The 25,711-nt window shown below is 62.3% G+C and carries 19 protein-coding genes, 1 tRNA gene and 1 CRISPR repeat array; of the genes, 12 read left to right on the forward strand and 8 right to left on the reverse strand.

Annotation, left to right across the window (positions count from 1 at the left end):
• The 3 genes from acs to NH195_RS18995 all read right to left on the reverse strand — a co-directional run.
• Positions 1 to 1,886, reverse strand: a 1,886-nt coding sequence (gene acs / locus NH195_RS18985) for an acetate--CoA ligase (protein ID WP_202906535.1), incomplete at its 3' end; no start/stop codon positions are given.
• Positions 1,887 to 2,373: 487 nt separating this feature from the next.
• Entirely contained in the window at positions 2,374 to 4,302 is a 1,929-nt protein-coding gene (locus NH195_RS18990; RefSeq protein WP_066710842.1) for a methyl-accepting chemotaxis protein, read from the reverse strand.
• A gap of 204 nt (positions 4,303 to 4,506) precedes the next feature.
• Entirely contained in the window at positions 4,507 to 5,883 is a 1,377-nt protein-coding gene (locus NH195_RS18995; RefSeq protein WP_238379810.1) for an aminotransferase-like domain-containing protein, read from the reverse strand.
• A 166-nt stretch (positions 5,884 to 6,049) separates the two neighbouring features.
• Here NH195_RS18995 and NH195_RS19000 point away from each other — a divergent pair, with 166 nt between their 5' ends.
• The 9 genes from NH195_RS19000 (at position 6,050) to cas2 (ending at position 14,870) form a co-directional block, all read left to right on the forward strand.
• On the forward strand, positions 6,050 to 6,910 hold the full coding sequence (locus NH195_RS19000; protein WP_066710845.1) for a DMT family transporter: 861 nt from the start codon (positions 6,050 to 6,052) through the stop codon (positions 6,908 to 6,910).
• A 24-nt stretch (positions 6,911 to 6,934) separates the two neighbouring features.
• Complete coding sequence (locus NH195_RS21825) at positions 6,935 to 7,069, forward strand: hypothetical protein (protein WP_274377303.1); 135 nt, start codon at positions 6,935 to 6,937, stop codon at positions 7,067 to 7,069.
• A gap of 141 nt (positions 7,070 to 7,210) precedes the next feature.
• On the forward strand, positions 7,211 to 9,448 hold the full coding sequence (locus tag NH195_RS19005) for a CRISPR-associated endonuclease Cas3'' (RefSeq protein ID WP_066710848.1): 2,238 nt from the start codon (positions 7,211 to 7,213) through the stop codon (positions 9,446 to 9,448).
• A 63-nt stretch (positions 9,449 to 9,511) separates the two neighbouring features.
• Entirely contained in the window at positions 9,512 to 10,180 is a 669-nt protein-coding gene (gene cas5c, locus NH195_RS19010; protein WP_066710851.1) for a type I-C CRISPR-associated protein Cas5c, read from the forward strand.
• On the forward strand, positions 10,177 to 11,988 hold the full coding sequence (gene cas8c / locus NH195_RS19015; RefSeq protein WP_066710854.1) for a type I-C CRISPR-associated protein Cas8c/Csd1: 1,812 nt from the start codon (positions 10,177 to 10,179) through the stop codon (positions 11,986 to 11,988). Before cas5c ends, cas8c begins: the two co-directional genes overlap by 4 nt.
• Entirely contained in the window at positions 11,985 to 12,887 is a 903-nt protein-coding gene (gene cas7c / locus NH195_RS19020) for a type I-C CRISPR-associated protein Cas7/Csd2 (RefSeq protein WP_066710857.1), read from the forward strand. The genes cas8c and cas7c overlap by 4 nt, the downstream gene beginning before the upstream one ends.
• Before the next feature lie 15 nt (positions 12,888 to 12,902).
• Positions 12,903 to 13,547 carry a CRISPR-associated protein Cas4 gene (gene cas4, locus NH195_RS19025; protein ID WP_066710860.1) on the forward strand — a complete coding sequence of 215 codons (645 nt, stop codon included), beginning with the start codon at positions 12,903 to 12,905 and terminating at the stop codon, positions 13,545 to 13,547.
• The gene (cas1c, locus tag NH195_RS19030; protein WP_066710863.1) at positions 13,544 to 14,578 is read left to right on the forward strand and encodes a type I-C CRISPR-associated endonuclease Cas1c; all 1,035 of its coding nucleotides are present in this window, start codon (positions 13,544 to 13,546) and stop codon (positions 14,576 to 14,578) included. Before cas4 ends, cas1c begins: the two co-directional genes overlap by 4 nt.
• Before the next feature lies 1 nt (position 14,579).
• Entirely contained in the window at positions 14,580 to 14,870 is a 291-nt protein-coding gene (cas2, locus tag NH195_RS19035; protein WP_066710866.1) for a CRISPR-associated endonuclease Cas2, read from the forward strand.
• A 174-nt stretch (positions 14,871 to 15,044) separates the two neighbouring features.
• Positions 15,045 to 16,810: direct repeats of the CRISPR family, unit length 32 nt; unit sequence GTCGCGCCCCACCCGGGCGCGTGGATAGAAAC.
• 99 nt (positions 16,811 to 16,909) lie between these two features.
• Here the strand turns inward: cas2 and NH195_RS19040 are convergent.
• Positions 16,910 to 16,985 (reverse strand) — tRNA-Ala (locus NH195_RS19040).
• 152 nt (positions 16,986 to 17,137) lie between these two features.
• The gene (locus NH195_RS19045) at positions 17,138 to 17,452 is read right to left on the reverse strand and encodes a TIGR02300 family protein (protein ID WP_066710869.1); all 315 of its coding nucleotides are present in this window, start codon (positions 17,450 to 17,452) and stop codon (positions 17,138 to 17,140) included.
• Positions 17,453 to 17,615: 163 nt separating this feature from the next.
• Here NH195_RS19045 and NH195_RS19050 point away from each other — a divergent pair, with 163 nt between their 5' ends.
• The 3 genes from NH195_RS19050 to NH195_RS19060 all read left to right on the forward strand — a co-directional run bounded on the left by NH195_RS19050 (position 17,616) and on the right by NH195_RS19060 (position 19,546).
• Entirely contained in the window at positions 17,616 to 18,311 is a 696-nt protein-coding gene (locus NH195_RS19050; RefSeq protein WP_066710871.1) for a M48 family metallopeptidase, read from the forward strand.
• 31 nt (positions 18,312 to 18,342) lie between these two features.
• Entirely contained in the window at positions 18,343 to 18,996 is a 654-nt protein-coding gene (locus NH195_RS19055; RefSeq protein ID WP_066710873.1) for a GntR family transcriptional regulator, read from the forward strand.
• Between the two features lie 79 nt (positions 18,997 to 19,075).
• Positions 19,076 to 19,546: an acyl-CoA thioesterase gene (locus tag NH195_RS19060; protein WP_066710878.1), complete on the forward strand. Its 471-nt coding sequence runs from the start codon at positions 19,076 to 19,078 to the stop codon at positions 19,544 to 19,546.
• A 48-nt stretch (positions 19,547 to 19,594) separates the two neighbouring features.
• Here the strand turns inward: NH195_RS19060 and lpdA are convergent, their stop codons facing one another.
• The 3 genes from lpdA to NH195_RS19075 form a co-directional block, all read right to left on the reverse strand.
• Positions 19,595 to 20,989: a dihydrolipoyl dehydrogenase gene (gene lpdA / locus NH195_RS19065; protein ID WP_066710881.1), complete on the reverse strand. Its 1,395-nt coding sequence runs from the start codon at positions 20,987 to 20,989 to the stop codon at positions 19,595 to 19,597.
• A 207-nt stretch (positions 20,990 to 21,196) separates the two neighbouring features.
• Complete coding sequence (gene odhB / locus NH195_RS19070) at positions 21,197 to 22,702, reverse strand: 2-oxoglutarate dehydrogenase complex dihydrolipoyllysine-residue succinyltransferase (protein WP_066710885.1); 1,506 nt, start codon at positions 22,700 to 22,702, stop codon at positions 21,197 to 21,199.
• 4 nt (positions 22,703 to 22,706) lie between these two features.
• Positions 22,707 to 25,667 (reverse strand): 2-oxoglutarate dehydrogenase E1 component, encoded by a 2,961-nt coding sequence (locus tag NH195_RS19075; protein WP_066711074.1) that lies wholly within the window; start codon positions 25,665 to 25,667, stop codon positions 22,707 to 22,709.
• Between the last annotated feature and the right edge of the window lie 44 nt (positions 25,668 to 25,711).

Raw genomic sequence — 25,711 nt, forward strand, 5'->3', positions numbered from 1 at the left:
GCGAGGGTTGAGATGTCGCCGAGGGAGCCTGTGTCGTTCTCGGCGATTTTGCGCAGGATGCGGCGCATGATTTTGCCGGAGCGGGTCTTGGGCAGGCCCGGCGCCCATTGGATGAAGTCCGGTTTGGCGATCGGGCCGATTTCCGTGCGGACCCATTTCTCCAGTTCCGCACGCAGCGCGTCGGAGGGTTCGACGTCGTTCATCAGCGTCACATAGGCGTAGATGCCCTGGCCCTTGAGCTCGTGCGGCATGCCGACGACCGCCGCTTCGGCGACCTTGGCGTGGGCGACGAGGGCGCTTTCGACCTCGGCGGTGCCCATGCGGTGGCCCGACACGTTGATCACGTCGTCGACGCGGCCGGTGATCCAGTAATAGCCATCGGCATCGCGGCGGCAGCCGTCGCCGGAGAAGTAATAGCCTTTGTATTGCTGGAAATAGGTCTCTTGGAAGCGTTCGTGATCGCCCCAGACGGTGCGCATCTGGCCGGGCCAGGAGTCCTTGAGGCAGAGGACGCCTTCGGCCTCCGTCTCGGTCATTTCCTCGCCGGTGGTGGCATCCAGAATGACCGGTTGCACGCCGAAGAAGGGCAGGGTGGCGGAGCCCGGTTTGGTCGGGATCGCGCCCGGCAGCGGGGTCAGAAGATGCCCGCCGGTTTCGGTCTGCCACCAGGTGTCGACGATCGGGCAGTTCCCCTTGCCGACGACCTCGTTGTACCAGTTCCAGGCCTCCGGGTTGATCGGCTCACCGACGGAGCCCAGCACTTTGAGCGAGGAGAGGTCGTATTTCTCGACCCATTCGTTGCCCTGGCCCATGAGGGAGCGCAGCGCTGTGGGGGCGGTGTAGAATTGGTTGACCTTGTGCTTTTCGCAAACGGCCCAGAACCGGCCGGCGTCGGGGTAGGTCGGCACGCCTTCGAACATCACGGTGGTGGCGCCGTTGGCGAGCGGGCCGTAGACGATGTAGCTGTGGCCGGTGACCCAGCCGACATCGGCGGTGCACCAGAAGACGTCGCCGTCGTGGTAGTCGAAGACGTATTTATGGGTGAGTGCTGCATAGGCCAGATAGCCGCCTGAGCTGTGGACGACGCCTTTGGGTTTGCCGGTGGAGCCCGAGGTGTAGAGGATGAAGAGCGGGTCTTCGGCATTCATCGGGCGCGGCGGGCAATCGGGGCTGGCGTGTTCCATCAGGTATTTGACGTCGACATCGCGGCCCTGCACCCAGGAGATCTGATCGCCGGTGTGCTTGACGACGAGGCAGCGGACCTTGTCGGAACAGTGCAGCAGGGCGGCGTCGGTGTTGGCCTTCAAAGGCGTGCGACGGCCGCCGCGGGGTGCTGTGTCGGAGGTGATGACGAGTTTTGCGCCGCAATCGTTGATGCGGTTGGCGAGCGCGTCCGGGGAAAATCCTGCGAAAACAATGGAGTGGATCGCGCCGATGCGGGCACAGGCGAGCATGGCATAGGCGGCCTCGGGGATCATCGGCAGGTAGATCACAACCCGATCGCCGCGCATGACGCCTTGGCTCAGGAGCACGTTGGCCATGCGGTTCACCTTGTCGGAGAGCTCCTTGTAGGTGATGTGGCGGGCGGGTTCGTTGGGATCGTCGGGCTCGAAAATGATCGCGGTCTGCAAGGATTTGCGCGCAAGATGGCGGTCGATGCAGTTGGCAGAGACGTTCAGAACGCCGTCGGCGTACCATTTGATGTCGACGCGACCGAAATCGAAACAGGTCTTCTTCACCTGGGTGTAGGGTTCCATCCAGTCGAGGATCTTGCCCTGCTCGGCCCAGAAGGACACCGGATCCTCCACCGAGCGGCGGTACAGATCCTCGTAGTCCGTCGCGGAAATCAAGGCCTCTGAGGCAAACGCCTCGGAGGGAACGGTCATCTTGTTCGTGTCGTCAGACATGTGGCCTCCCAGAAATATCACATGTGGCCCGCTTGTCCCGCGGACCTCCTCCTCGCCTTTATCTTTATAATCTTTTTGTGAACTTGCCTTTAAGTTGCTGCATTGAATGGATTTTTTAGTAAAGTAATTGACGAATTTTACAACTTTTAGTTAATTTTATTTACAAATATCTCTGAGTTCGGACAAAATGCGTTACTTTACAGATTGTTAGGTTTTCAGCGCGGAAGAGGATTGGTGATCGGGGCGCGCGACGCCTGGGCGATTGACAAGCGGGGCCTTCAAGCCGGATGTGGCGGGAACGCGTGGCATTTCATCGCCGGGCACGGGAGTGTGCGACTCGCGCGCAGGCTTTCATGACAGGTCTGATCGTCCGGGCTGGATTGTCACGGTGGAAATGCAGTGTGAAAAATGCGCGGTGCAAAAATACCGGCACCAGGCAGAGGCGCCGGTATGTCGATGTCAGGGGTCAGGACGCGAGTCTGACCGCTTCATCGTTCTGCCTAGTCTTGAGTTGTGAGCTGTCGCGTTCCAGAGCGGTTGCCTGAGCCTTCAGGGACTGGAGGGCGGCCGTGGTTTCTTCGAACATCGCCGCGTTGTGTTGGGTGACCTGATCCAGTTGCCCGACCGCCGTGGTGATTTCCGACAGGCCGACGGATTGTTCGGAGGCAGAGGTGGCGATCGTGCTCATCAAGGCGTCGAGATTGGACACGAGTGTCTCGATCTCGACCAGCGCATCGCCGGAGGCGTTGACCAGTTCCACGCCCTCGTCCACCTGACGCCCGGAGGTCTCGATGAGTTTCGCGATTTCGTTGGCGGCTTCGGAACTGCGTTGGGCCAGGGCGCGCACCTCGGAGGCGACGACGGCGAAACCGCGTCCCGATTCGCCGGCCCGGGCCGCTTCCACTCCGGCGTTCAGTGCCAGAAGATTGGTCTGGAAGGCGATGTCGTCGATCACGCTGGTGATTTTCGAGATTTGAGTGGAGCTTTCCGCGATGTCGCTCATGGCCTTCACTGTGCGCTGGACAACGTCACGCCCGGCCATGGAGCGTTGCTTGGTTTGTCCGACGGTTGTCGCTGCGTCGCGTGCGCTCTTTGCGGAACTGTCGACGGAAGCGGCCAATTCGGTGATCGCGGCTGCGGTTTCCTCGAGCGAGGCGGCCTGTGTCTCCGTCCGGCGGCTCAGATCAATCGCGGCGCTGTTCAGGTTGTCGGTCTCGTAGATGATCGTTGTCGTTCCTTCGACGATGGTGCCTGCCAGACGTGCGATCTTTTCGACGGCATCGTTGAAGTCATTGCGCAGTTTCTCATAGGATTCGGGGAAACTTTCCTCGATGCGTACGGTGAGATCGCCGCGGGACATGGCGCCGAGGCCTTCAGCGAGGGAAGATACGACCCGTTGTTGTTCCTGCAGGTTTTTCTCGCGTTCTCGTTCGGCGGCTTCGCGGGCCTTCTCTTTTTCCTGACGCGCGGCGTCCTGCTCTTCGCGACGTTTCGCTTCGGCGGCCTCCTCGCGCAGATGGGCCTGGCGTTCGCGCTCGGCATTTTCCTCACGCTCGCGTGCCAGTTCGGCGTCCTTGGCAGTCTGGGCTTTTTCCAGTTCTGCACGTTCCACCAGGGCCAGGGGGAACACTTCGAGGACACGGGCCATTTGCCCGATCTCGTTTTCCGCTTCGGTCATCGGTACGGGGGTTTCCGTGTCGCCTTCGGACATGTGGGACATGCGCAGCTTGATGGCGTCGAGCGGGCGGGTGACGCTGCGGACGAGCAGGGTCGAAATGGTCAGGAGGATCACGAGGGTTGCGATCAGAACGCCATAGCCGATCTTCGTCATCCAGGCGAGCTGGGCGTGGATGTCCGAAAGGTAGGAGCCGGTGCCGACGATCCAGCCCCAGGGTTCGAATGTTTTGACATAGCTGATTTTCTCTTCGTCGCCGCTGCCGTCCGGCTTGTCGAAGAAATAGGTGATGGTGCCGCCGCCCTGAGCCTTGGCGACATCGGACATGGCAACGAAGATCTGGGTGCCGCGGGTGTCGGTATAGTCCGATTGATCCTGGCCGATCCATTCGGTCTTGATCGGGTGGGCGATCATGCGGTTGTTGAAGTCGAGTGCGAAGAAGTAGCCGGTCTCGTCATAGCGCAGCCCCATGAGGACCTCGCGCCCCGTGTCCCTGGCCTCTTCCGGGGTCAGGGCGCCGGATTGCACATCCTGCTGGAGCGCGTCCAGGCTTGAGATCGCGGTGTCGACCACATCGCTCAGGTGTTGTTCCCGCATGCTGAAGGCGGAATCATAGGCGATGTTGAGGATGATTTGCGTGAGTGCGGCGATCATGATGACGGCAACGGCAACGATCGCGTAAATGCGTGTGGAGAGTTTGGACAGGTGGGCTCGAAGCATCGTGGACCGCTTTCTGGAACTGGATGTCATTTGGCTGCATCCTGACGGCGACCCGTTAATTTTTTGTGGATTCCGTCGCAAATTGTCAAAGTTCGCGTTGGAAAGTGGGGCGCTTGGGTTTTGCCGGGCGACAAAGAACGGGATTTTCCGGTGCGACGGTTGAGGAATGGCAGGGGGAGATTCCGCCCCACAGGCCTCCCGGGGTTAGCGCATCGCGGTCGCCAGCACGTCATAGACGCGGGGGGCGTCCATTTGGGTGACGTTGAAACGCATGAAACTTGCGGCGGTTTGTGAGGGGCTGAAGACGTTGCCGGGAGCCAGCATGACGGCAGCCTCCATGGCGCGTTGTGCAACCTGACCGGTGTCGGTGCCTTCCGGGAAGCGACACCATAGGTAAAATCCCCCTTGAGGCAGGACCCATGGGGTGATGCCAAGTGGGGCGAGGCGTGTGATCGCGGTTTTGCGTGCCCGGGCCAGCCGTCGATGCAGTTCGGCGATATGTTTGCGGTAGCTCCCGCCAGTCAGCACCTGGGCGAGCAATTCGGTGGCGACCGGACTCGGTCCGCCAAAGCTCGTGGCGACCTGAAGATCGACGAGCGCCTCGATCCAGTCGGCGCGCCCGGCGATATAGCCGCAGCGCACGGACGCCGAGAGGGTTTTGGAAAAACCGCCGATTCTCAACACCCGGTTCAGCCCGTCGAGCACCGCGAGCCGGGGGGAGGGATCGGGTTCGAGATCGGCGAACGTATCGTCTTCCACGATTGTCAGATCGGTCTGTGCTGTCAGGGACAGCAGCCGATGTGCGACCTGCGGCGAGAGGGTTGCGCCGGTCGGATTGTGTAGGGCTGAATTGGTGATGTAGAGCCGGGGCGCCCCGGACAGGGCGGATTGGAAGGCGGTGAGATCGGGCCCGTCATGGGTGTAGGGAATGCCGACAATCCGGACCTGATGTGTCCTGAGCAGAGCGTGAAAGTTGAAATAGCCCGGATCGTCGACCAGAACCGTGTCGCCGGGGCGCAACAACAGCCGACAGATCAGGTCCATGGCCTGGGATGCGGATGCGGTCAGCATGAGCTGGTCCGGCGCGGGGCTCAGATGATCTTCGGCAAAGCGGCCCAGAAGACAGCGCCGCAAGGTCTCCGAGCCGCGCGCCGAGGCGTAGTTGGTCAGGAGGGCCGCATCGCTTTTCGCCAGCGCCCGCAGTCCCTTGCGCAGCGCGTCTTGCGGCATCCAGTCTTCCGGCAGCCAGCCGCAGCCCGGTTGCAATGTGCCGGGGCGGGCGTCGAGGGATTGCCGCGACACCCAGAACGGATCGACATTGCGCGCTCGCGGCGGTCCCATCCCGGCGACTTTCATGGGTGGAAGATGCGTGTTCGTCACATAGAAGCCGGACCCGGGCCGCGATCGGATCACGCCCTCGGCGGTAAGCCGGTCATAGGCCTCGACAACCGTGGAGGGGGACACATTCATCTGTGCGGCAAAGCGGCGGACCGACGGCATGCGATCGCCCGGCCCAAGGGCGCGGCTGGCGATCCGGTCGCGCAGGGCCTGCATCAGGCTTTCCGTTTTCGGTCCGGCCATCATCCTCGTCCATTTTGCAATTCCATCGCGAAATTGTATCGCACAATGATCCCATACAGTTTGTAGGAATTGTATGGAATTGTCTCTGTCTACACGACCCGTGCGCACTTACCCAGAGATAAACGGCCCAGAGATAAAGGGCCAAGAGACAAAGAGGTGAGGCAGCATGGATCGAAAACTGACGGGTTGGGGCAGCGGGGGGATCGGTGTGCTGATTTTCAGCGGCTCGCTGCCCGCGACACGGGTGGCTGTGGCGGAGTTCGAGCCCCTGTTCCTGACCTCCGCGCGGGCGGTGATTGCAGCGCTTCTGGGGGCGCTTTGCCTTGCGGTTCTGCGGCAAAGCCGTCCGGAACGAAGTGATCTCGTGGCGCTGACGGTGGTCGCGCTCGGTGTGGTCATCGGGTTTCCGCTCCTGACCGCGCTGGCGCTGCAATCCATCACGGCGGCGCGTTCGATCGTCTTTATCGGACTTCTGCCGCTGTCGACCGCGCTCTTTGGTGTGCTCCGCTGCGGTGAGCGGCCCAAACCCGGCTTCTGGCTCTTTTCGCTTCTCGGTGCGGCAACGGTTTCGGGCTTTGCTCTGACGCAAAGTACAAGTGGCGCGTTGCGTGGAGATCTGTGGATGCTGGCGGCCATCGCGGTCTGCGGTCTGGGCTATGCCGAAGGCGCGACGCTGTCGCGGCGCCTGGGCGGGTGGCAGGTGATCTCCTGGGCGCTGTTAATCGCGTGTCCGGTGATGGTGGGCGTGATGGGGATCACCTGGCCTGCGGCGCTGACGACGATTTCTCCTGCGGCCTGGGGGAGCCTTGGCTATGTGGCGGTGTTCAGCATGATGCTGGGTTTCGTCTTCTGGTATCGCGGCCTTGCCTTGGGTGGCATCGCGCAGGTCGGGCAATTGCAGCTTTTGCAGCCCTTCTTCGGCTTCCTGCTGGCGGGCCTGCTCTTACACGAACCGATTGCATGGCAGATGATCGCCTGCGCGGTTCTCACCGTGCTCTGCGTGGCCGGTGCCAGACAACTCGCCTGACGCGAACGGTCAAAGGAAATCGCCATGTTTCAGATGCTTCTCTGGTTTTTGCGGATGATGTCCCGGGCGACAGGGCTGGATGCCGCCGCCGTCTTGCAGCGGCGTCAGGCGTGTCGTCAGGGCACGCGCGAGCAGGCGCCCGATGCGTTCGGGCGCTGAGACCTGTGCGAAAAAGATGGCCTGCGGCGCAGTTCCCCGCCAGAATGGATGTCATCCCCCCGGCGCAGGAGACGTGCCGGGTCACAGGGGGTGTCCGGCATCGTATTGAAGATGTGACCGCTAAAGGGAGCGTGAAACGGCATGATTTATGCGCATTCATTACCGGATCGCTCGACCGATCTCTGGGAAACGCTTTTCGATCACTCCGCCGCGGTCGCACATGCGGCGCGGCGCAATGCGGCGGGTTTCGCGCCGCAAATGGCGGAGATTCTCGGCTGGGCACATGATCTCGGCAAGATGAAACCGCGGTTTCAGGCACGGTTGAACGATCCTGCAATCCATGAGCCGCATGCTGGCGTGGGCGCACGCTATCTGTATTTTCGCCAGCCCGGGCTCTTGTCCACCGTGATGGCGCAGGTCGTTCTTGGCCATCACGCGGGACTGGCCGACGGGGGCGATGCGGGGCGTATTTTTCAGGCCCGGCTCGAAGAGGAGGCGGAAATAACCCCGCCTGACGACTGGAATATTCCGGGGATGACCGAATTCCCGATGCCGCTGAGGGGGCTCGGCAGGGGGGAGGTCAATTACCCGGTGACGTTTCTCGGACGGATGCTGTTTTCGGCGCTTGTCGATGCGGACCGCAGCGAGACGCGGACGTTTTACCAGCGTGCCGAAGGGCGGGTCGTCTGCGAACCGGTCGCGGTTTCGCTCACGGAGTTGCGCGACCGACTTGATGCCCATATGGCGCAGATGTCGGGGGAGGGGGCGGTCAATGCGCTCCGGCAGGACATCCACCGCCATGTCCGCGACAGGGCCGGGTGCGATCCGGGGCTGTTCAGCCTGACTGTGCCGACAGGGGGTGGCAAGACGCTGGCCGCGCTTGGGTTCGCCCTGGATCATGCGATCCGGCACGGTCAGGCGCGCGTCATCTTCGTCATTCCCTACACCTCCATCGTGGAACAGACAGCGGCGGTGTTCCGCGAGGTTCTGGGCGATCCCGAAGGCGAGATCGTGCTTGAACACCATTCCGCCTTCGACTGGCCGGGGCAGGGCGACGACGAGGCGCGCGACCTCAAAACCGCCGCCGAGCGCTGGGATCGGCCGGTGATCGTGACCACTGCCGTGCAGTTTTTCGAAAGCCTTCATGCCGCACGGACCTCGCCCTGTCGCAAGCTGCACCGGATTGCCAATGCGGTGGTGATCCTCGACGAGGCCCAGACCCTGCCGCGGTATCTTCTGCGTCCGAGTCTGGCGGCCATTCGGGAACTGGCCCGGGGGTATCGCAGCTCTCTGGTGCTGTGTACGGCGACCCAGCCTGCGGTTTTGCAGGAAGACAAATTCCCCCACCCGGAAGCCCTGTCGCGGGGGGGAGATTTGCCGCTGCGAGAACTCGCGCCCGACCCGGCGACGCTCGACGAGGCGCTGAAGCGCGTGCGGGTGGAACAGGCGGGGGGGCTCGACAACGCAGCATTGGCCGGGCGGCTGTCGAAGGGGGAGGGTGGGCTGGCGATCCTCAACAACCGGCGTCAGGCGCGGGCCGTCTTCGATCTGCTCCGGGCGTGTCCTCATGCCTTTCATCTTTCGACCAACATGACTGCGCGCCATCGCAGGGCGGTGCTTGAGACGGTGCGACAAGAGTTGCGGGAGGGCGCTCCGGTGCGTCTGGTCAGCACGAGTCTGATCGAGGCGGGCGTCGATGTCAGTTTTCCGACTGTCTACCGGGCGCTTGCCGGGCTCGACAGTATCGTGCAGGCGGCCGGGCGCTGCAACCGCAATGCCGAACGCGAGGAGTTGGGGCGCGTGGTGGTGTTCGAGGCGGAAGCGGGCGAGGGGTTCAGCCCGCCGATGGAATTGCAGCAGATGGCGGAGGTGACCCGCCGTGTGCTGGAGCTCTTCCCGGACGATCCGCTGTCGCTTGAGGCGGTGCGGTCCTATTTCGCGGAGGTTTTCTGGGAGAAGAAGCAGAAGATGGATGCGGGCAAGGTGGATGGCCGGGAGTATCCCATCCTCTCTGGCATCGCGGAGGCCGGTGACAAGGAGGGCATGCCCTATGCCTCCGTCGCAAAGGCTTTTCGGATGATCCCGGAGGGCGCGCTTCCGGTGGTGATCCGGGGTGGTGACTGGGGGGTGCCGGAGGCGGAGTGGCAGACGATGCAGCATGTCGTCAGCGCGGGCGCCGTCGCGCGGGGGCTGCAAAGCTATCAGGTGCAGGTGCCGAGGCAGGTGCGGCAAAAGATGCTTGGTGCTGGGCTGCTAGCGGTGTTGCGGCCAGAGGAGTTCGGAGACCAGTTCCTGATCCTCGATCGGCCGGAGCTTTACGATCCCGAGACGGGGCTGAAATGGGACGACTGGGATGATCTCGGGTTTCTGAGTTTCTAAAGCGCGGTATGCTTGACAGAGGGACCGAACCGGTCCCAATCTGAGGCAAATTTGGATTTTGAAATGTCTTACGGCCTCAAACTTTTGATCAAGGGCGATTACGCCTGTTTTACGCGACCGGAGATGAAGGTCGAGCGTGTGTCCTACGATGTGATGACTCCTTCTGCGGCGCGCGGCGTCATCGAAGCGATCCATTGGAAACCGGCGATTCGCTGGGTGATTGATCGCATTCACGTTCTGGCGCCGGTCCGGTTTGAAAACATCCGCCGAAATGAAATCGCGTCGAAAATTTCCGCCAGCACTGTGAAAACCGCGATGAAGGCGAGGACCGTGTCGGGGCTGCATCTCAATGTCGATGAGGACCGCCAGCAACGCGCCATGATGGCGCTCAGGCATGTGGTCTATGGCGTCGAGGCGCATCTCGAAATGACGCCACGCGCCGGAGCGGAGGACAATCCCGCCAAACATATCGAAATGGCGCGACGGCGTGCGGAGAAAGGCCAGCATTTCCATCAGCCTTGCCTCGGTGTGCGCGAGTTTCCCGCCGATGTGACACTGGTGGAGGAGTTTCCGGAGAGCGCGCTGCCGGAGGCGGAGCGCAATCGCGATCTGGGCTGGATGCTCTACGATATTGCCTATGACCGGGGGCGTGAGGCGATGTTCTTTCATGCTCGTCTGGAGGACGGGGTGATCGACCTGGAGAAGGCCCGGCAAGAGGGGCTTGCGCGATGACGATCCTCTCGGCTCTGGCGGCGCTTTATGAGCGCATGGAAGAGGCGGGGGAGGCCCCGGCCCCGGGCTATTCAACGGAAAAGATCGGTGCGGAACTGGTGATTGATGCCGAGGGGCAGTTGATCGCGTGGCATTCGCTTATGACGCAGGATGGTAAACGTATGGTGCCGGAAAACCTGTCGGTTCCGGCGGCGATCAAACGGTCCTCTGGGATTGCGCCGAATTTTCTGTGGGACAAGACGTCCTATGTGTTGGGCGTGACCGCGCTCAAGGACGAGAAGAAAAAGCCTCTTGCCGATGCCGAGGGGCGATTGCAGCCCTGTCAGGAGCGGCGTACGGCGGATGAACATGCCCATTTTGTTGCGCTGCATCGAGAACGGCTCGGTGGCGCCGAAGATCCGGGCTTGCTGGCCCTTCTGATCTTTCTCGATCACTGGAATTGGGAGGATTTCTCTGGACGTGGCCTGCCAAGCGAGATGCTTGACCAGAATGTCGTGTTCAGTTTCGAGGCGCGTGGTCAATACCTGCATCGTCGGGCTGCGGCCCGTGCGCTGATCGCATGCGCACCGGAGGCGAAGGGGCCGCTGTGCCTCGTGACCGGGGCGCAGGCGGCGCCTGCGCGGCTGCACCCAAGCATCAAGGGCGTGATGGGGTCACAAAGCTCAGGCGCTTCTCTGGTGTCGTTCAACGCTTCGGCCTTTGAGTCCTTCGGCCACAAACAAGGCGACAACGCGCCGGTCTCGGAACATGCGGCTTTCGCCTATGGCACGGCTCTGAACGCGCTGCTCGCGCGCTCCGGCAAGGCGGGGCGGCGCACGCTGCGTATCGGCGAGACCACGGCGGTGTTCTGGGCGGAGACCGACCGGCGGGAGACCGACGAAGCCGCGGAAATGGCTTTTGCCGATTTCTTCGATCCGCCCGACACCGAGGCCATGAGCGAAGATGAAAAGACCGCGCATCGCAAGTTGCAGATCACCATGGAGGCTCTGGCCAGGGGAAGCGCGCCCGACGATCCGCGATTTGCGCCCTCGACACGGGTCTATGTGCTGGGCCTTGCGCCCAATGCGGCGCGGTTGTCGGTGCGGTTCTGGCTGCCGGGGACGCTGGGCGATTTTGCCCGTCATGTGGAGCGGTTTCGCGAGGATCTGCGGATCGAACCCGCGCCATGGCGGCGCCCGCCCGCCGTCTGGGCGCTGCTGTATGAGACCGCATTGCAGCATAAGGCGGAAAATATTCCGCCCCGGTTGGGCGGCGACCTCATGCGCGCCGTCTTGATGGGGACACCTTATCCGCGCACGCTGCTGTCTGCCGTGATCGGACGCATCCGCGCCGACGGGGTGATCAATGGCGCCCGTGCCGCCATTTGCAAAGCCGTTCTGACCCGCAATCTCAAGGAGGAGTTTCCCGTGAGCCTCGATCCAGACAACCCGAGCCCGGCCTATCGGCTCGGGCGCCTCTTTGCCGTGCTCGAAAGCATCCAGCAGGCGGCGTTGCCAGGGCTGAACGCGACGATCCGTGACCGGTATTTCGCCGCCGCCTCGGCAACGCCCGCACGGGTCTTTCCGCTTTTGACCAAGACGGCCACCCATCACCTCGCCAATCTGCGCAAATCCGACAAGGGCGGGCTTGCGTATTGGTTCGACGAGCAGATTGGCGAGATCTGGAGCGGGCTCGACCCGAACCTGCCGGGGAGTCTGACACTGGAGGATCAGGGGCGGTTCGTGGCCGGGTATTACCATCAGAAATTTTACAAAAAGCCGAAAGACGCCGAGTCCGACCTTTCGGTCGTCGAGGGGGAAACCACATGACCGCATTGACCAATCGTTACGATTTCGCGCTGTTCTTCACCGTCAAGGACGGCAACCCGAATGGCGATCCCGATGCGGGCAACCTGCCGCGGATGGATCCGGAGACCAACAACGGGCTGGTCACCGATGTCGCGCTGAAGCGCAAGGTGCGCAATTACGTGGCCACGGCCAAGGGGGATGAGCCGGGCTATCGGATCTATTTTACCGAACGTGCAGTGCTCAATGCCGTGCATGAGGAGGCCTACAAAGCGCTCGATCTCAAGCCGGTGTCCAAGAAGCTGCCCAAGAAAGAGGAAGAGGCAGCGCAGGTCACCGGCTGGATGTGTCGGAATTTCTTCGACATTCGAACCTTTGGCGCGGTGATGACCACAGAGGTCAACGCCGGTCAGGTGCGCGGACCGGTGCAGATGTCCTTCGCCCGCTCGCTCGAACCGATCATGCCGCTCGAAGTGTCGATCACACGCTCTTCTGTGACCAATGAAAAGGACGTCGACAAGGAGCGCACCATGGGCCGCAAGCATATCGTGCCCTTCGGTCTCTATGCCGTGCATGGCTTCATCAACGCCAAGCTGGCGGAAAAGACCGGGTTTTCGGAAGAGGATCTCGATCTGTTCTGGACGGCACTGCGCGACATGTTCGATTTCGACCGCTCGGCGGCGCGCGGCGAGATGGCGGCGCAGGATCTGGTCATCTTCAAACACGACAGCGCCTTGGGGAATGCGCAGGCACATCGCCTGTTCGAGCGGATCGAGGTCTTCCGAAAATCCGGTGAGGACGCTGTTCCTGTCGGCGATCCGCGCAGCCACAACTGGCCGCCGGCACGGGCTTTCTCGGATTACGAGATTCGGGTGAATGACACGGATCTGCCCTCTGGTGTGACGCTTTTGCGCCCATGGTGAGATGGACCCTGTGACATGGAGACGGCGGAGCAGATGAGCCTGCCGATCTCGGCGCTGCAACACTGGCTTTATTGTCCGCGCCAATGTGCCCTGATCCATGTCGAACGGCTCTGGGCCGAGAACAGCCTCACGGCCGAGGGGCGTGTGCTGCACGTCCGGGCCGATGGCGGCACCACCGACCGGCACAAGGGCATTCGTACCCTGCGTGCGGTCGAACTCGGATCGGAGCGGCTGGGGCTTCATGGCGTGGCCGATGTGGTCGAGGTGCATGGCGATCGGTTTTATCCGGTCGAATACAAGCGCGGTCGCCCGAAACCGCACCGGGCCGACGAGGTGCAGCTCTGCGCCCAGGCCCTGTGTCTTGAGGAGATGACGGGGCAAGCGGTGCCCGAAGGTGCCCTGTTCTACGGCGAAACCCGGCGCCGTGTGGTCGTGGCGTTCGACCGGGACCTGCGCTCTTTGACATCGTCTGTCGCGGATGAGGCCCGCAGCGCGCTTGCGCAGGGGGAACTGCCGCCTGCGCATTATGCTCCGGGGCGTTGCAAGGCCTGTTCCCTGCTGGAGCTCTGTCGCCCGCAAAGCCTCGAACACCCGCCCGCGATCCGTGCCTGGCTCAGCCGGGCGCTGGACAGCGACACCGTTCCGGAAGGTCCCGAATGAAGAAACTTCTCAACACGCTCTATGTCACGTCTGAAGGGGCGAGCCTGCGCAAGGAAGGGCAGGCCGTGGTGATCGCCATCGACGGCCATGACCGGGGCCGCGCGCCCGCCCATCTGCTCGGGCAGATCGTCTGTTTCGCACAGGCGGTGATCAGCCCGCCCCTGATGGCGTTTTGCGCCGAGAGCGGCATTTCCATCGCCTTCCTCTCGACCACCGGACGCTTCCTTGCCCGGGTCGAAGGGCCGCAAACCGGCAATGTCCTGTTGCGTCGGGCCCAGCACAGGATGACGGACGATCCCGAACGCGCCCTGCCTGTCGCGCAGGCCATGGTCGCCGCCAAGATCGCCAATCAGCGTGGCCTGCTGCGCCGCGGTCTGCGCGATTACGGCAAGGCGATGGGGCCGGAGCCTTACGCCCTGCTCGACGGCTGTGAACGCCGCCTGTCGGATGCCGCCCGCCTCGCCCTTGACGCGCCGGATCTCGACAGCCTGCGCGGACAGGAGGGCGAGGCCGCCAACGCCTATTTCACCGCCTTTCCGCAGGTTCTCCGTAACCCTGATTTCTCCTTTCAGGGTCGCAACCGCCGCCCTCCGCGCGACCCGGTCAATGCGGTGCTCTCCTTGCTCTACGCTCTGTTGGCACAAGATTGCCGTGCGGCCTGCGAGACCCATGGGCTCGACCCGCAGATGGGCTTCCTGCACCGTGATCGCCCCGGGCGCATGAGCCTTGCACTCGATCTCATGGAAGAGTTCCGCGCGCCTCTGGCCGATCGCACCTGCCTGACCCTGCTCAATCGTCGCCAGTTGTCCGTCCGTGATTTTCGACCTGAGGAAACCGGTGCGGTGCTGCTGAGTGACGAAGGGCGTGAAACGGTGCTCAAGGCCTGGCAGGACCGCAAGCGTGAAACCGTCCGCCACCCGTTCTTCGAGGAAACGGTTCCGCTCGGCCTTTTCCCGCAGATGCAGGCGCAGCTCCTTGCCCGCCACCTGCGTGGCGAACTGGACGGTTATCCCGCCTGGATCTGGAGGTGACATGCTGGTCCTGATCACTTACGATGTCCGCACCGACACCCCGGCCGGCCGCAAACGTCTGAGACAGGTGGCCAGAGCCTGTGAGGATTACGGCCAGAGGGTTCAGTATTCGGTGTTCGAATGCGACCTGCCCCCGGCGCTTTGGACCGCTTTGCGCGCCCGCCTGACCGCGTTGATCGAGCCGGAGCACGATAGCTTGCGGTTTTACATGCTCGGCGCCAACTGGCGCTCAAAGGTGGAGCATGTCGGGGCGAAACCCGCGACCGATTTCGATGGCCCCCTGATCTTCTGATGCGAACCCCAAGCGCCCCGCCAGGCATGGGAGGGTTCGCGCGCGGAAATATACTTATCTTTCAAATGGATGGCGAAACTCGACATCGCAGGATATGGGGCGCGTCGATTGTTTCCTCAGGTTCGCGGAGCAGTTGTTGTTTCGCGTGCGCATTCAAAGGGTTATGAAGAGACCGTCGCGCCCCACCCGGGCGCGTGGATAGAAACAGTTACACACTTGTCTCCATGTCCGTTCGTAAACACCGTCGCGCCCCACCCGGGCGCGTGGATAGAAACGTCACATCACGCGGGACACTCTCACCCCGCGTCTGTCGCGCCCCACCCGGGCGCGTGGATAGAAACTGACATATGGAGGTATGTTGGATCCAATAGATTGGTCGCGCCCCACCCGGGCGCGTGGATAGAAACCATGCACTATTATTTCCGCGCCCCGTCCGGGGTTGGTCGCGCCCCACCCGGGCGCGTGGATAGAAACAATTGTATTGCTCACCTCAACGTCAAGATTGGTTGGTCGCGCCCCACCCGGGCGCGTGGATAGAAACCTGCCTGAGACATAAACACGTCGTCATAACGTGGGTCGCGCCCCACCCGGGCGCGTGGATAGAAACATCATAATCCAGACCCTCTGCAGGTAGTAGGCTTGTCGCGCCCCACCCGGGCGCGTGGATAGAAACCTACTCTATGCCTGTGAAACCCGTCTACCACCTCGTCGCGCCCCACCCGGGCGCGTGGATAGAAACTCCGCATCTGGCGCGTCGAATAACGCTTGACACACGTCGCGCCCCACCCGGGCGCGTGGATAGAAACTCCTTTGTGTTGACCAAACTATGGCATTGGTGCGGCGTCGCGCCCCACCCGGGCGCGTGGATAGAAACGGCACACGCATCCCGCACAGCCTCGGCCACCTGACGTCGCGCCCCACCCGGGCGCGTGGATAGAAACCTGTTGGAATGTGGCAAGCTCGAATTACGGTATCCGTCGCGCCCCACCCGGGCGCGTGGATAGAAACAGTAAGTCCATCTCAGGTGCTGCCACGGAGTTAGGTCGCGCCCCACCCGGGCGCGTGGATAGAAACTGTTGGTGTCATTTAATCAATTTCCCTCAGTTTTGTCGCGCCCCACCCGGGCGCGTGGATAGAAACTAGATACGCCTGCATTAGCCGCACCATTCTCGGCGGTCGCGCCCCACCCGGGCGCGTGGATAGAAACCCGCGCTCTTGTGCATAAAGCGCGCCTTGGTTGGCCGTCGCGCCCCACCCGGGCGCGTGGATAGAAACTCTGATCATCGCCGTAAGGTTGACAAATTCGCTGCGTCGCGCCCCACCCGGGCGCGTGGATAGAAACTGTGCCTCGTAGCAAACGCTTTCAACGTCATTGCGTCGCGCCCCACCCGGGCGCGTGGATAGAAACTTTCGTCGGCTTTTTGTAGTCAACTGCATTGATGGCTGTCGCGCCCCACCCGGGCGCGTGGATAGAAACACCACGAGCGCCCCCATCAACAGCGCCGAAGACGTCGCGCCCCACCCGGGCGCGTGGATAGAAACAGCATTCAAGGGAGACAGCAAGGAAACCAAGAAGGGTCGCGCCCCACCCGGGCGCGTGGATAGAAACTCTCCGGATTGCAAGCATTTCAGCAAGGCCAAGGGTCGCGCCCCACCCGGGCGCGTGGATAGAAACCGGTTGCTGCAGCGCCATATCATGCGGAGGAAACGTCGCGCCCCACCCGGGCGCGTGGATAGAAACCGGGATCAGAAGCCAGCGAGCCTTGAGGAGCGAGAGTCGCGCCCCACCCGGGCGCGTGGATAGAAACCGCAAGGAAGCCGGAACGCCTTGGCCTGTCTTCGTCGCGCCCCACCCGGGCGCGTGGATAGAAACTGAAAGGTGATGCCATCGAAAGAGATTTGCACAACGTCGCGCCCCACCCGGGCGCGTGGATAGAAGCAGCATAAGATTTTTGAGGGAAAACGACACCGGTCTGCGCGTCAGATGCAAGTCCTCTGACGAGAAATGCAGAACTATCGGGTGCTTTTCAAAGGAAATTTGGTGGAGCCTAGGGGGATCGAACCCCTGACCTCTTGCATGCCATGCAAGCGCTCTCCCAGCTGAGCTAAGGCCCCAAATCGACCGTTGTGACGCCGGTCTTGCGTTTCGCGGGAGGGCGTTTCCCGTCCGCCCGCGCTTCCTATTTTGTCTCGCCTGGGGTTGCAAGCGAAAAAATGACGGGCCTGAAAAAATCCTGTGAAATTTTCAGCCCGCCACTTTGGACGGCTTATTCGTCGTCGTTGGCCGCGACATCGGTGATGTCGTCGAGCGACACGTTGTCGTCGTCGTCGTCATCGTCGAGCAGATCGTCGTCGAGATCCATGTCGGCGTCGTCGTCGAGCAGCAGATCGTCATCGGTGTCGAGATCTTCGTCGTTGCGCGGCTGCACTTTTTCGGCGATGGCGACGCGCGATTTGTTGTTCGCGTCGAAGGTCACGATTTCGCCGGTGTAGGGGGACACGATCGGGTCGCGGTTCAGGTCATAGAACCGTTTGCCGGTGGTGGGGCAAAGCCGTTTGGTACCCCATTCCTTTTTGGGCATGATGAATCCCTTTCGTTAATCACTGATCCATTGCGGAGATTTTGCGGGCCATGCCATATCGTGACAGAGGTGTCAAAGGCTTTTCCCTCAAAAAACCGTAAAGACCATGGTCTGGGCGCTACAGGCAGGGTATGGCAGGAAAAACCGGGGCGAAAGGTCAAAAATGCGCGAAATCCGATTGCAGGGCGACCCGCCCGTTTCCGTGACGCTGCGGCGCTCTGCCCGGGCTCGGCGGCTGTCTCTGCGGGTGTCGCGGCTCGACGGGCGGGTGACGCTTTCGATGCCGCAGCGCCTGCCGGAGGCGGAGGCGATCGCTTTCGTCGAGGAAAAGCAGGACTGGATTCGCAAGCATCTCGCAGGGCGCAGCCCGGACCGGATGCCGGTGTTCGGAGCGCATCTGCCGTTTCTGGGGCGTGAGTTGATGATCGTGCCGGGGCAGGGACGGCGGGCGCAGGTCATGGACGGCGCTTTGCAGGTGCCGGGCGGGCCCGAGAGCGTGGCGGCGAAAGTGCGGGCCTTTCTCAGGCTCGAGGCGCAGATGCGGCTGCGCGCGGCCTCTGATCGCTATGCGGAGGCGCTAGGCGTCGGGTACGGGCGGATCACGCTGCGCGATCCGCGGTCGCGCTGGGGGTCCTGTACGTCCCAGGGCAATCTAATGTATTCTTGGCGGCTGGTAATGGCGCCGCCTGAGGTGCTGGACTATGTCGCGGCTCATGAGATGGCGCATCGGCTGGAGATGAACCATTCGGAGCGGTTCTGGGCGCATGTGGCGCGCATCTGTCCGGGACACAAGGCGCATCGGGACTGGTTGCGCCGCGAGGGTGAGCAGTTGCATGGCTGGCGGTTCGAGACGGATTGACCTTGCCGCTTTTTGTGATCACATAGCAGCCATGATCCATCCATCCCCCCGACCGACCGACCATTCCTCCGCCGCCCATGACCGGGTGTACCGGGCCTTGCGCACGCGCATCATGCATGGCGAATTTCGCCCAGGCGAGGCGCTCACCCTGCGCGGCATCGGCAAGATGTTCGACGTCTCCATGACCCCCGCGCGCGAAGCGGTGCGGCGGCTGGTGGCGGATGGCGGGCTGAACCTCTCGGCCTCGGGGCGGGTGTCGACGCCGGAGCTGTCGAACGAGCGCATCGAGGAACTGGCGGCGATCCGGGCGCTGATCGAGCCGGAGCTGGCCTCGCGCGCTTTGCCGCGGGCGCATATCGCGCTGATCGACCGGCTTCAGGCGATCAACAGCACGATTGCCGAGGCGGTCGCGAAACACGATGACGTGGGTTATATCCGTACCAATCTCGAATTTCACCGCACGCTTTACCTGCGGGCGCAGGCCCCGGCGATGCTGGCGTTGACGGAGACCGTCTGGCTGCAATTGGGGCCGACGATGCGGGCGTTATATGCCCGTCTGAACCGCACGGAAGTGCCACACAATCACCGGCTGATCGTGGCGGCGCTCAGGGCAGGCGATGAGCCGGGACTTCGGCTTGCGGTGCGGTCTGACGTGACGCAGGGGCTGCGGATGCTGGCGGTTTGAGGCAAAGCGCGACCGGGCGCTTGACCTTTGCTGCGCTGCAGAGTGTTCTGGGGCGATAGAAACAGGCAAGGGGACTGCCATGGCGCGCTATCTGGAAATGACCGAACTCATGACGCCGGACATGGCGAATTTCTCCGGCAAGGTGCACGGGGGCGCTCTTCTTAAGCTCTTGGATCTGGTCGCCTTTTCCTGTGCGTCGCGCTATTCCGGGCAATATGCGGTGACGCTGTCGGTCGATCAGGTGATGTTCAAGGAGCCGATCCATGTGGGGGAGCTGGTGCATTTCCGGGCGACGGTGAATTACGTGGGCCGCAGTTCGATGGAGATCGGCATCCGGGTCGAAGCGGAGAACATTCGAACGCATCGGGTGCGCCACACCAATTCCTGCTATTTCACCATGGTGGCGGTGGATGATGACGGCAAAACCGTGGCTGTGCCGCAATTCACGCTGGAGACCGAGGTGGATCAGCAACGCTGGCGGGCGGCGGAGCTGCGCAAAGAGTTGCGCCGCGAACATGCCAAGCGGTTGGAAGAGGCCGCAAAGGGCTAACGAAAAAGGCGCTCCGGAGAGCGCCTTTTCTTTTTGGTGTCAATGAGATCAAGCGTGGATCGCGCCGTCGCCACAGGCCAGAGCTGCCTCGCGGACCGCTTCGGAGAATGTCGGGTGCGCGTGGCAGGTCAGGGCGATGTCCTGCGCCGAGGCGCCGAATTCCATCGCGACACAGATCTCGTGGATCAGATCGCCAGCGCCGGGGCCGATGATGTGGCAGCCGAGAACGCGGTCGGTGTCCTTGTCGACGATCAGTTTGACGAAACCTTCGCCCTGATGCACGGCTTTGGCGCGGGCGTTGCCCATGAAGGAGAATTTGCCGACCTTGATGGCGCGGCCTTCTTCCTTGAGCTGCTGTTCGGTTTTGCCGACGGAGGCGACTTCCGGCGTGGTGTAGATCACGCCCGGGATCACGTCGTAGTTGACGTGGCCATGTTTGCCCGCCAGAACCTCTGCAACGGCCATGCCTTCGTCTTCGGCTTTGTGGGCGAGCATCGGGCCGACAATGGCGTCGCCGATGGCGTAGATGCCCGGCACGTTGGTGGCCCAATGCGCGTCGGTCTTGATCTGACCGCGCGGGGTGAACTCGACGCCCAGCTCGGCAAGACCCAGACCGTCGGTGAAGGGTTTGCGGCCGGTGGCGACCAGAACGACGTCGGCGTCGAGCGAGTGCTCGCTGTCGTCTTTCTTCAGCTTATAGTTCACTTTCGCCTTGGTTTTCGAGGCTTCAACACCCGACACGGCAGCACCGAGGATGAAGGTAAAGCCTTGCTTACCAAGGATTTTCTGGAACTGGCGCTGAACCTCGCCGTCCATGCCGGGGGTGATGAAGTCCATGTATTCCACCACGGTCACTTCCGCGCCGAGACGGGCGTAGACGGAGCCAAGCTCCAAACCGATCACACCCGCACCGATAACGACCATTTTCTTCGGGATCTTCGGCAGGGAGAGCGCGCCGGTGGAATCCACGACGATGCCCTTGTCATTGTCCACTTCGACCCCCGGAAGGGCGGTCGGCACGGAACCGGACGCGACGATGATGTTCTTGGCCTCGTGGACCTCGTCACCGACTTTCACCTTGCCCACAGCCGGGATCGACCCCCAGCCTTTGAGCCAGTCGATCTTGTTCTTTTTAAACAGGAATTCGATGCCGCCGGTGTTCTGGCCGATGACGTCGTCCTTGTATTTCTTCATCTGGTCCCAGTCGACGGACGGGGATTTACCCTTGAGGCCCATGTCGGCGAAATTGTGCTCCGCTTCGTGCAGCAGGTGCGAGGCGTGCAAGAGCGCTTTCGAGGGGATACAGCCGACGTTGAGGCAGGTGCCGCCCAGCGTCTCGCGGCCTTCGACCACGGCGGTCTTGAGGCCCAGTTGGGCGCAGCGGATGGCAGAGACGTAGCCGCCGGGGCCAGCGCCGATGATGATGACGTCATAAGATGCCATGGTCTTCTCCTTGGTCTTTTTCGGTGTCTGACTTGTGTCGGACTTATGTCGGACTTCCGTCGGACCTTTTTCGATCTATGGGGCTCTGCCCCCTCTGGGCCAAACCCTTGCGGTTTTGTCCCATTCACCCCCGGGATATTTCCGGACAAAAGAAGGCCGGAACCTCAGAGGAAAACGCCCGGCGCAGAGGCCGGGCGCGAAGTGCGATTACAGATCCATCAGCAGACGGCGCGGATCTTCGAGCGCTTCTTTGACGCGCACGAGGAAGGTCACGGCGCCTTTGCCGTCGACGATGCGGTGGTCGTAGGACAGGGCGAGGTACATCATCGGACGGATGACGACCTGACCGTTGATGGCCATCGGACGGTCCTGAATCTTGTGCATGCCGAGGATACCGGACTGCGGGGGGTTCAGGATCGGGGAGGACATCAGGGAGCCGTAGACACCGCCGTTGGAGATGGTGAAGGTGCCGCCCTGCATTTCCGCCATGGAGAGCTTGCCGTCACGGGCGCGGCGGCCTTTCTCGGCGATGGCTTTCTCGATCTCGGCGAAGGACATGCTGTCGGCGTCACGGATGACCGGAACGACGAGGCCCTGCGGGGTGCCCGCAGCCACGCCCATGTGGACGTAGTTCTTGTAAACGATGTCGGTGCCGTCGATCTCGGCGTTCACCTCGGGGACTTCTTTCAGCGCGTGGACACAGGCCTTGGTGAAGAAGGACATGAAGCCGAGGCGCACGCCGTGTTTCTTCTCGAACTGGTCTTTGTACTGGTTGCGCAGCGCCATCACCTCGGTCATGTCCACCTCGTTGTAGGTGGTGAGCATGGCGGCGGTGTTCTGCGACTCCTTGAGGCGTTTCGCGATGGTCTGACGCAGTTTCGTCATTTTCACGCGCTCTTCGCGGGCGGCGTCATCGGCAGCAACCGGCGCACGCGGTGCGGCGACGGGGGCAGGCGTGCCAGCGGGGGCGGAGGTCATCGCCTTGAGCACGTCCTCTTTCATGATGCGCCCGTCTTTGCCGGTGCCGGAGACCGAAGCGGGGTTGATGCCTTTTTCCGCCATCAGCTTGTTGGCGGAGGGGGCGTTTTCGATGTCCTTGTCACCGGCGGGTGCAGCCGGAGCGGCAGCCGGGGCCGGAGCAGCGGCAACAGCGCCGGCACCTGCGGACATTTCGGCCAGTTTGCCACCGGCGGCGACGGTGGCGCCTTCGGCGGCGAGGATCGCGGTCAGAACACCCGCGGCAGGGGCGGGCACTTCGACGGAGACCTTGTCGGTTTCCAACTCGCAGAGCATTTCGTCGGCGGCAACGCTGTCACCCACGGCTTTGAACCAGGTGGCGACGGTGGCTTCGGTCACGGATTCGCCAAGGGTCGGCACCATGACATCGACAGTCGCGGCGGCACCGGCGGCGGCCGGTTTGTCTTCCATCATTTCGGAATGATGACGCGGGGCGACTTCCTCGGGGCCGGCGTTGCCTTCTTCGTTGAGCGTGGCGAGCAGCGCATCGACGCCGACGGTTTCGCCCTCGGCGGCAACGATTTCACCCAGCACGCCAGCGGCGGGAGAGGGGACCTCGACGGTCACCTTGTCGGTTTCCAGCTCGCAGAGCATTTCATCGACGGCCACGGTGTCGCCCGGTTTCTTGAACCAGGTGGCGACGGTGGCCTCGGTGACGGACTCGCCCAGAGTGGGGACGCGGACTTCAACAGACATGTGGTTATCCTTCGATATTGAGCGCATCGTTCACGAGCGCCGTTTGTTGTGCTTTGTGCTGAGAGGCCAGACCCGTGGCGGGAGAGGCGGAGGCGGCACGTCCGGCGTAGACCGGGCGCGTGTGCTTGGCGCCGATACGCGTCAGCACCCATTCGATGTTCGGCTCGACAAAGGTCCAGCCGCCCTGGTTTTTCGGCTCTTCCTGACACCAGACGATCTCGGCGTTTTTGAAGCGCTCAAGCTCCTTGACCATGGAGAGGGCCGGGAACGGGTAGAACTGTTCGAGACGCAGGATATAGGTGTCGTCCTTGCCGGCGGCGTCGCGGGCTTCGAGAAGGTCGTAGTAGACCTTGCCGGAGCAGATCACGACGCGCTTGATGTCCTTGTCCGCTTTCAGTTTGAGATCGGATTTCGCGGTGCCGAAATTGGCATCGGCGTCATCCCAGAGCACGCGGTGGAAGGAGGAGCCTTCGAGGAAGTCCTTGGCCGTGGAGGTCGCCAGCTTGTGACGCAGAAGCGATTTCGGCGTCATCAGGACGAGCGGTTTGCGGTAGGAGCGGTGCAACTGGCGACGCAGGATGTGGAAGTAGTTCGCAGGCGTCGTGCAGTTGGCAACGATCCAGTTGTCCTCGGCGGAGAGTTGCAGGAAGCGTTCGAGACGGGCGGAGGAGTGTTCCGGGCCCTGACCTTCGAACCCGTGCGGCAGAAGCATCACGAGACCGGACATGCGGAGCCATTTGCGTTCGCCAGAGGAGATGAACTGGTCGAACATGATCTGCGCGCCGTTGGCGAAATCGCCGAACTGGGCTTCCCAGAGCGTCAGCGCGTTCGGTTCAGCCAGAGAGTAGCCATATTCGAAGCCGAGCACGGCATATTCGGAGAGCATCGAGTCGATGACCTCGTAATGCGCCTGACCTTCGCGAATGTGGTTGAGCGGGTAGTAGCGCTCTTCGGATTTCTGGTCGATCAGACCGGAGTGACGCTGGGAGAAGGTGCCGCGGGTCGAGTCCTGACCGGCGAGACGCACCGGGTAGCCTTCGGTCAGAAGCGAGCCGAAGGCCAGCGCTTCGCCGGTTGCCCAGTCGAAGCCTTCGCCGGTTTCGAACATCTGCGCCTTGGCTTCGAGCTGACGGGCCACGGTTTTGTGGATGTTGAAATCGGAGGGCGAGGTGGTCAGCGACCGACCGACCTGCGCCATGGTCTCTTCGGAAATGGCGGTCTGGCCGCGTTGATACTCTTCGCCCTCTTTGTCGAGATGCGACCAGCGACCGTCGAGCCAGTCGGCCTTGTTCGGTTTGAAGGTTTTACCGGCTTCGAATTCTTCGTTCAGCAGCGCCTGGAAGGCGGCTTTCATGTCCTCGATCTCGCCCTCGGGGATGAGACCGTCGGCCACGAGGCGTTCGGTGTAGAGCTGAAGCGTGGTCTTGTGCCGCTTGATGTTGGTGTACATCTGCGGGTTGGTGAACATCGGCTCGTCGCCTTCGTTGTGACCGAAGCGGCGGTAGCAGAAGATGTCGATCACGACGTCCTTGTGGAATTTCTGACGGAACTCGGTCGCCACTTTGGCGGCGTGCACCACGGCTTCCGGGTCGTCGCCATTGACGTGGAAGATCGGCGCTTCGACCATCAGGGCGATGTCCGTCGGATAGGGCGAGGACCGCGAGAAGTGCGGCGCGGTGGTGAAGCCGATCTGGTTGTTCACCACGATGTGGATCGTGCCGCCGGTGCGGTGACCGCGCAGACCGGAGAGACCGAAACACTCGGCCACGACACCCTGACCGGCGAAGGCCGCGTCACCGTGCAGCAGCACGGGGATGACGGTGCTGCGGGTCGGGTCGTTGTTCTGGTCGGTCTTGGCGCGGGCCTTGCCGAGCACCACCGGGTTCACCGCCTCAAGGTGCGAGGGGTTGGCGGTCAGCGACAGGTGGACCTTGTTGCCGTCGAATTCACGGTCGGAGGAGGCGCCGAGGTGATATTTCACGTCGCCGGAGCCGTCCACATCCTCGGGTTTGAAGGACCCGCCTTGGAATTCGTTGAAGATCGCGCGGTAGGGTTTGGAGAGCACGTTGGCGAGCACGGACAGACGCCCGCGGTGCGGCATGCCGATGACGATCTCTTTCGCGCCGAGGTTGCCGCCGCGTTTGATGATCTGTTCCATGGCGGGGATCAGAGCTTCGCCACCATCGAGACCGAAGCGCTTGGTGCCCATGTATTTGACATGGAGGAATTTCTCAAAGCCCTCGGCCTCGACCAGTTTGTTCAGAATGGCGCGACGGCCGTTCTTGGTGAACTGGATTTCCTTGCCGAAACCTTCGATGCGCTCTTTCAGCCAGCCCGCTTCTTCCGGGTTGGAGATATGCATGTATTGCAGGGCGAAGGTGCCGCAATAGGTGCGTTTGAGCACGTCGAGGATCTGACGCATGGAGGCGTGGGTGAGGCCCAGCACGTTGTCGATGAAGATCGGGCGATCCATATCGGCTTCGGTAAAGCCATAGGAGCGCGGATCGAGTTCCGGGTGCGGGGCCTCGTCGCGCATTTTCAGCGGGTCGAGATCGGCGATGAGGTGACCGCGAATACGATAGGCGCGGATGATCATGATCGCACGGACCGAGTCGAGCACGGCGCGTTTCACGGCGTCTTCGGAAACGGCAACGCCTTTTTCGGCGGCCTTTTCCTTGATCTTCTTCTCGGCGGCAACGGGTTCGGCCCATTGGCCGTCGAGCGCGTGGGTCAGGTCGTCATTCGGAACCGGCGGCCAATCCATGCGGGCCCAGGAGGGACCGGCAGCTTCTGCTGTGACATCGTTCGCGGCATCGCCCAGGGATTGGAAGAATTCCGCCCAGGAGGCGTCGACAGACGCGGGGTCCTGCACGTAATTCGCGTAAACCTGTTCGAGGTATTCCGCGTTGTGCCCCTGCATGAAGCTGGAGGCGTGAAAGATGTCGTTCGGGGACTGGTCGTTCATCGTCATGACCTTGTTTGGGGTGCGTTTCCGTTTATCGGCAGGCA

The sequence above is a fragment of the Celeribacter ethanolicus genome (assembly GCF_001550095.1).
In the GTDB taxonomy this organism is placed as follows: Bacteria; Pseudomonadota; Alphaproteobacteria; order Rhodobacterales; family Rhodobacteraceae; genus Celeribacter; species Celeribacter ethanolicus.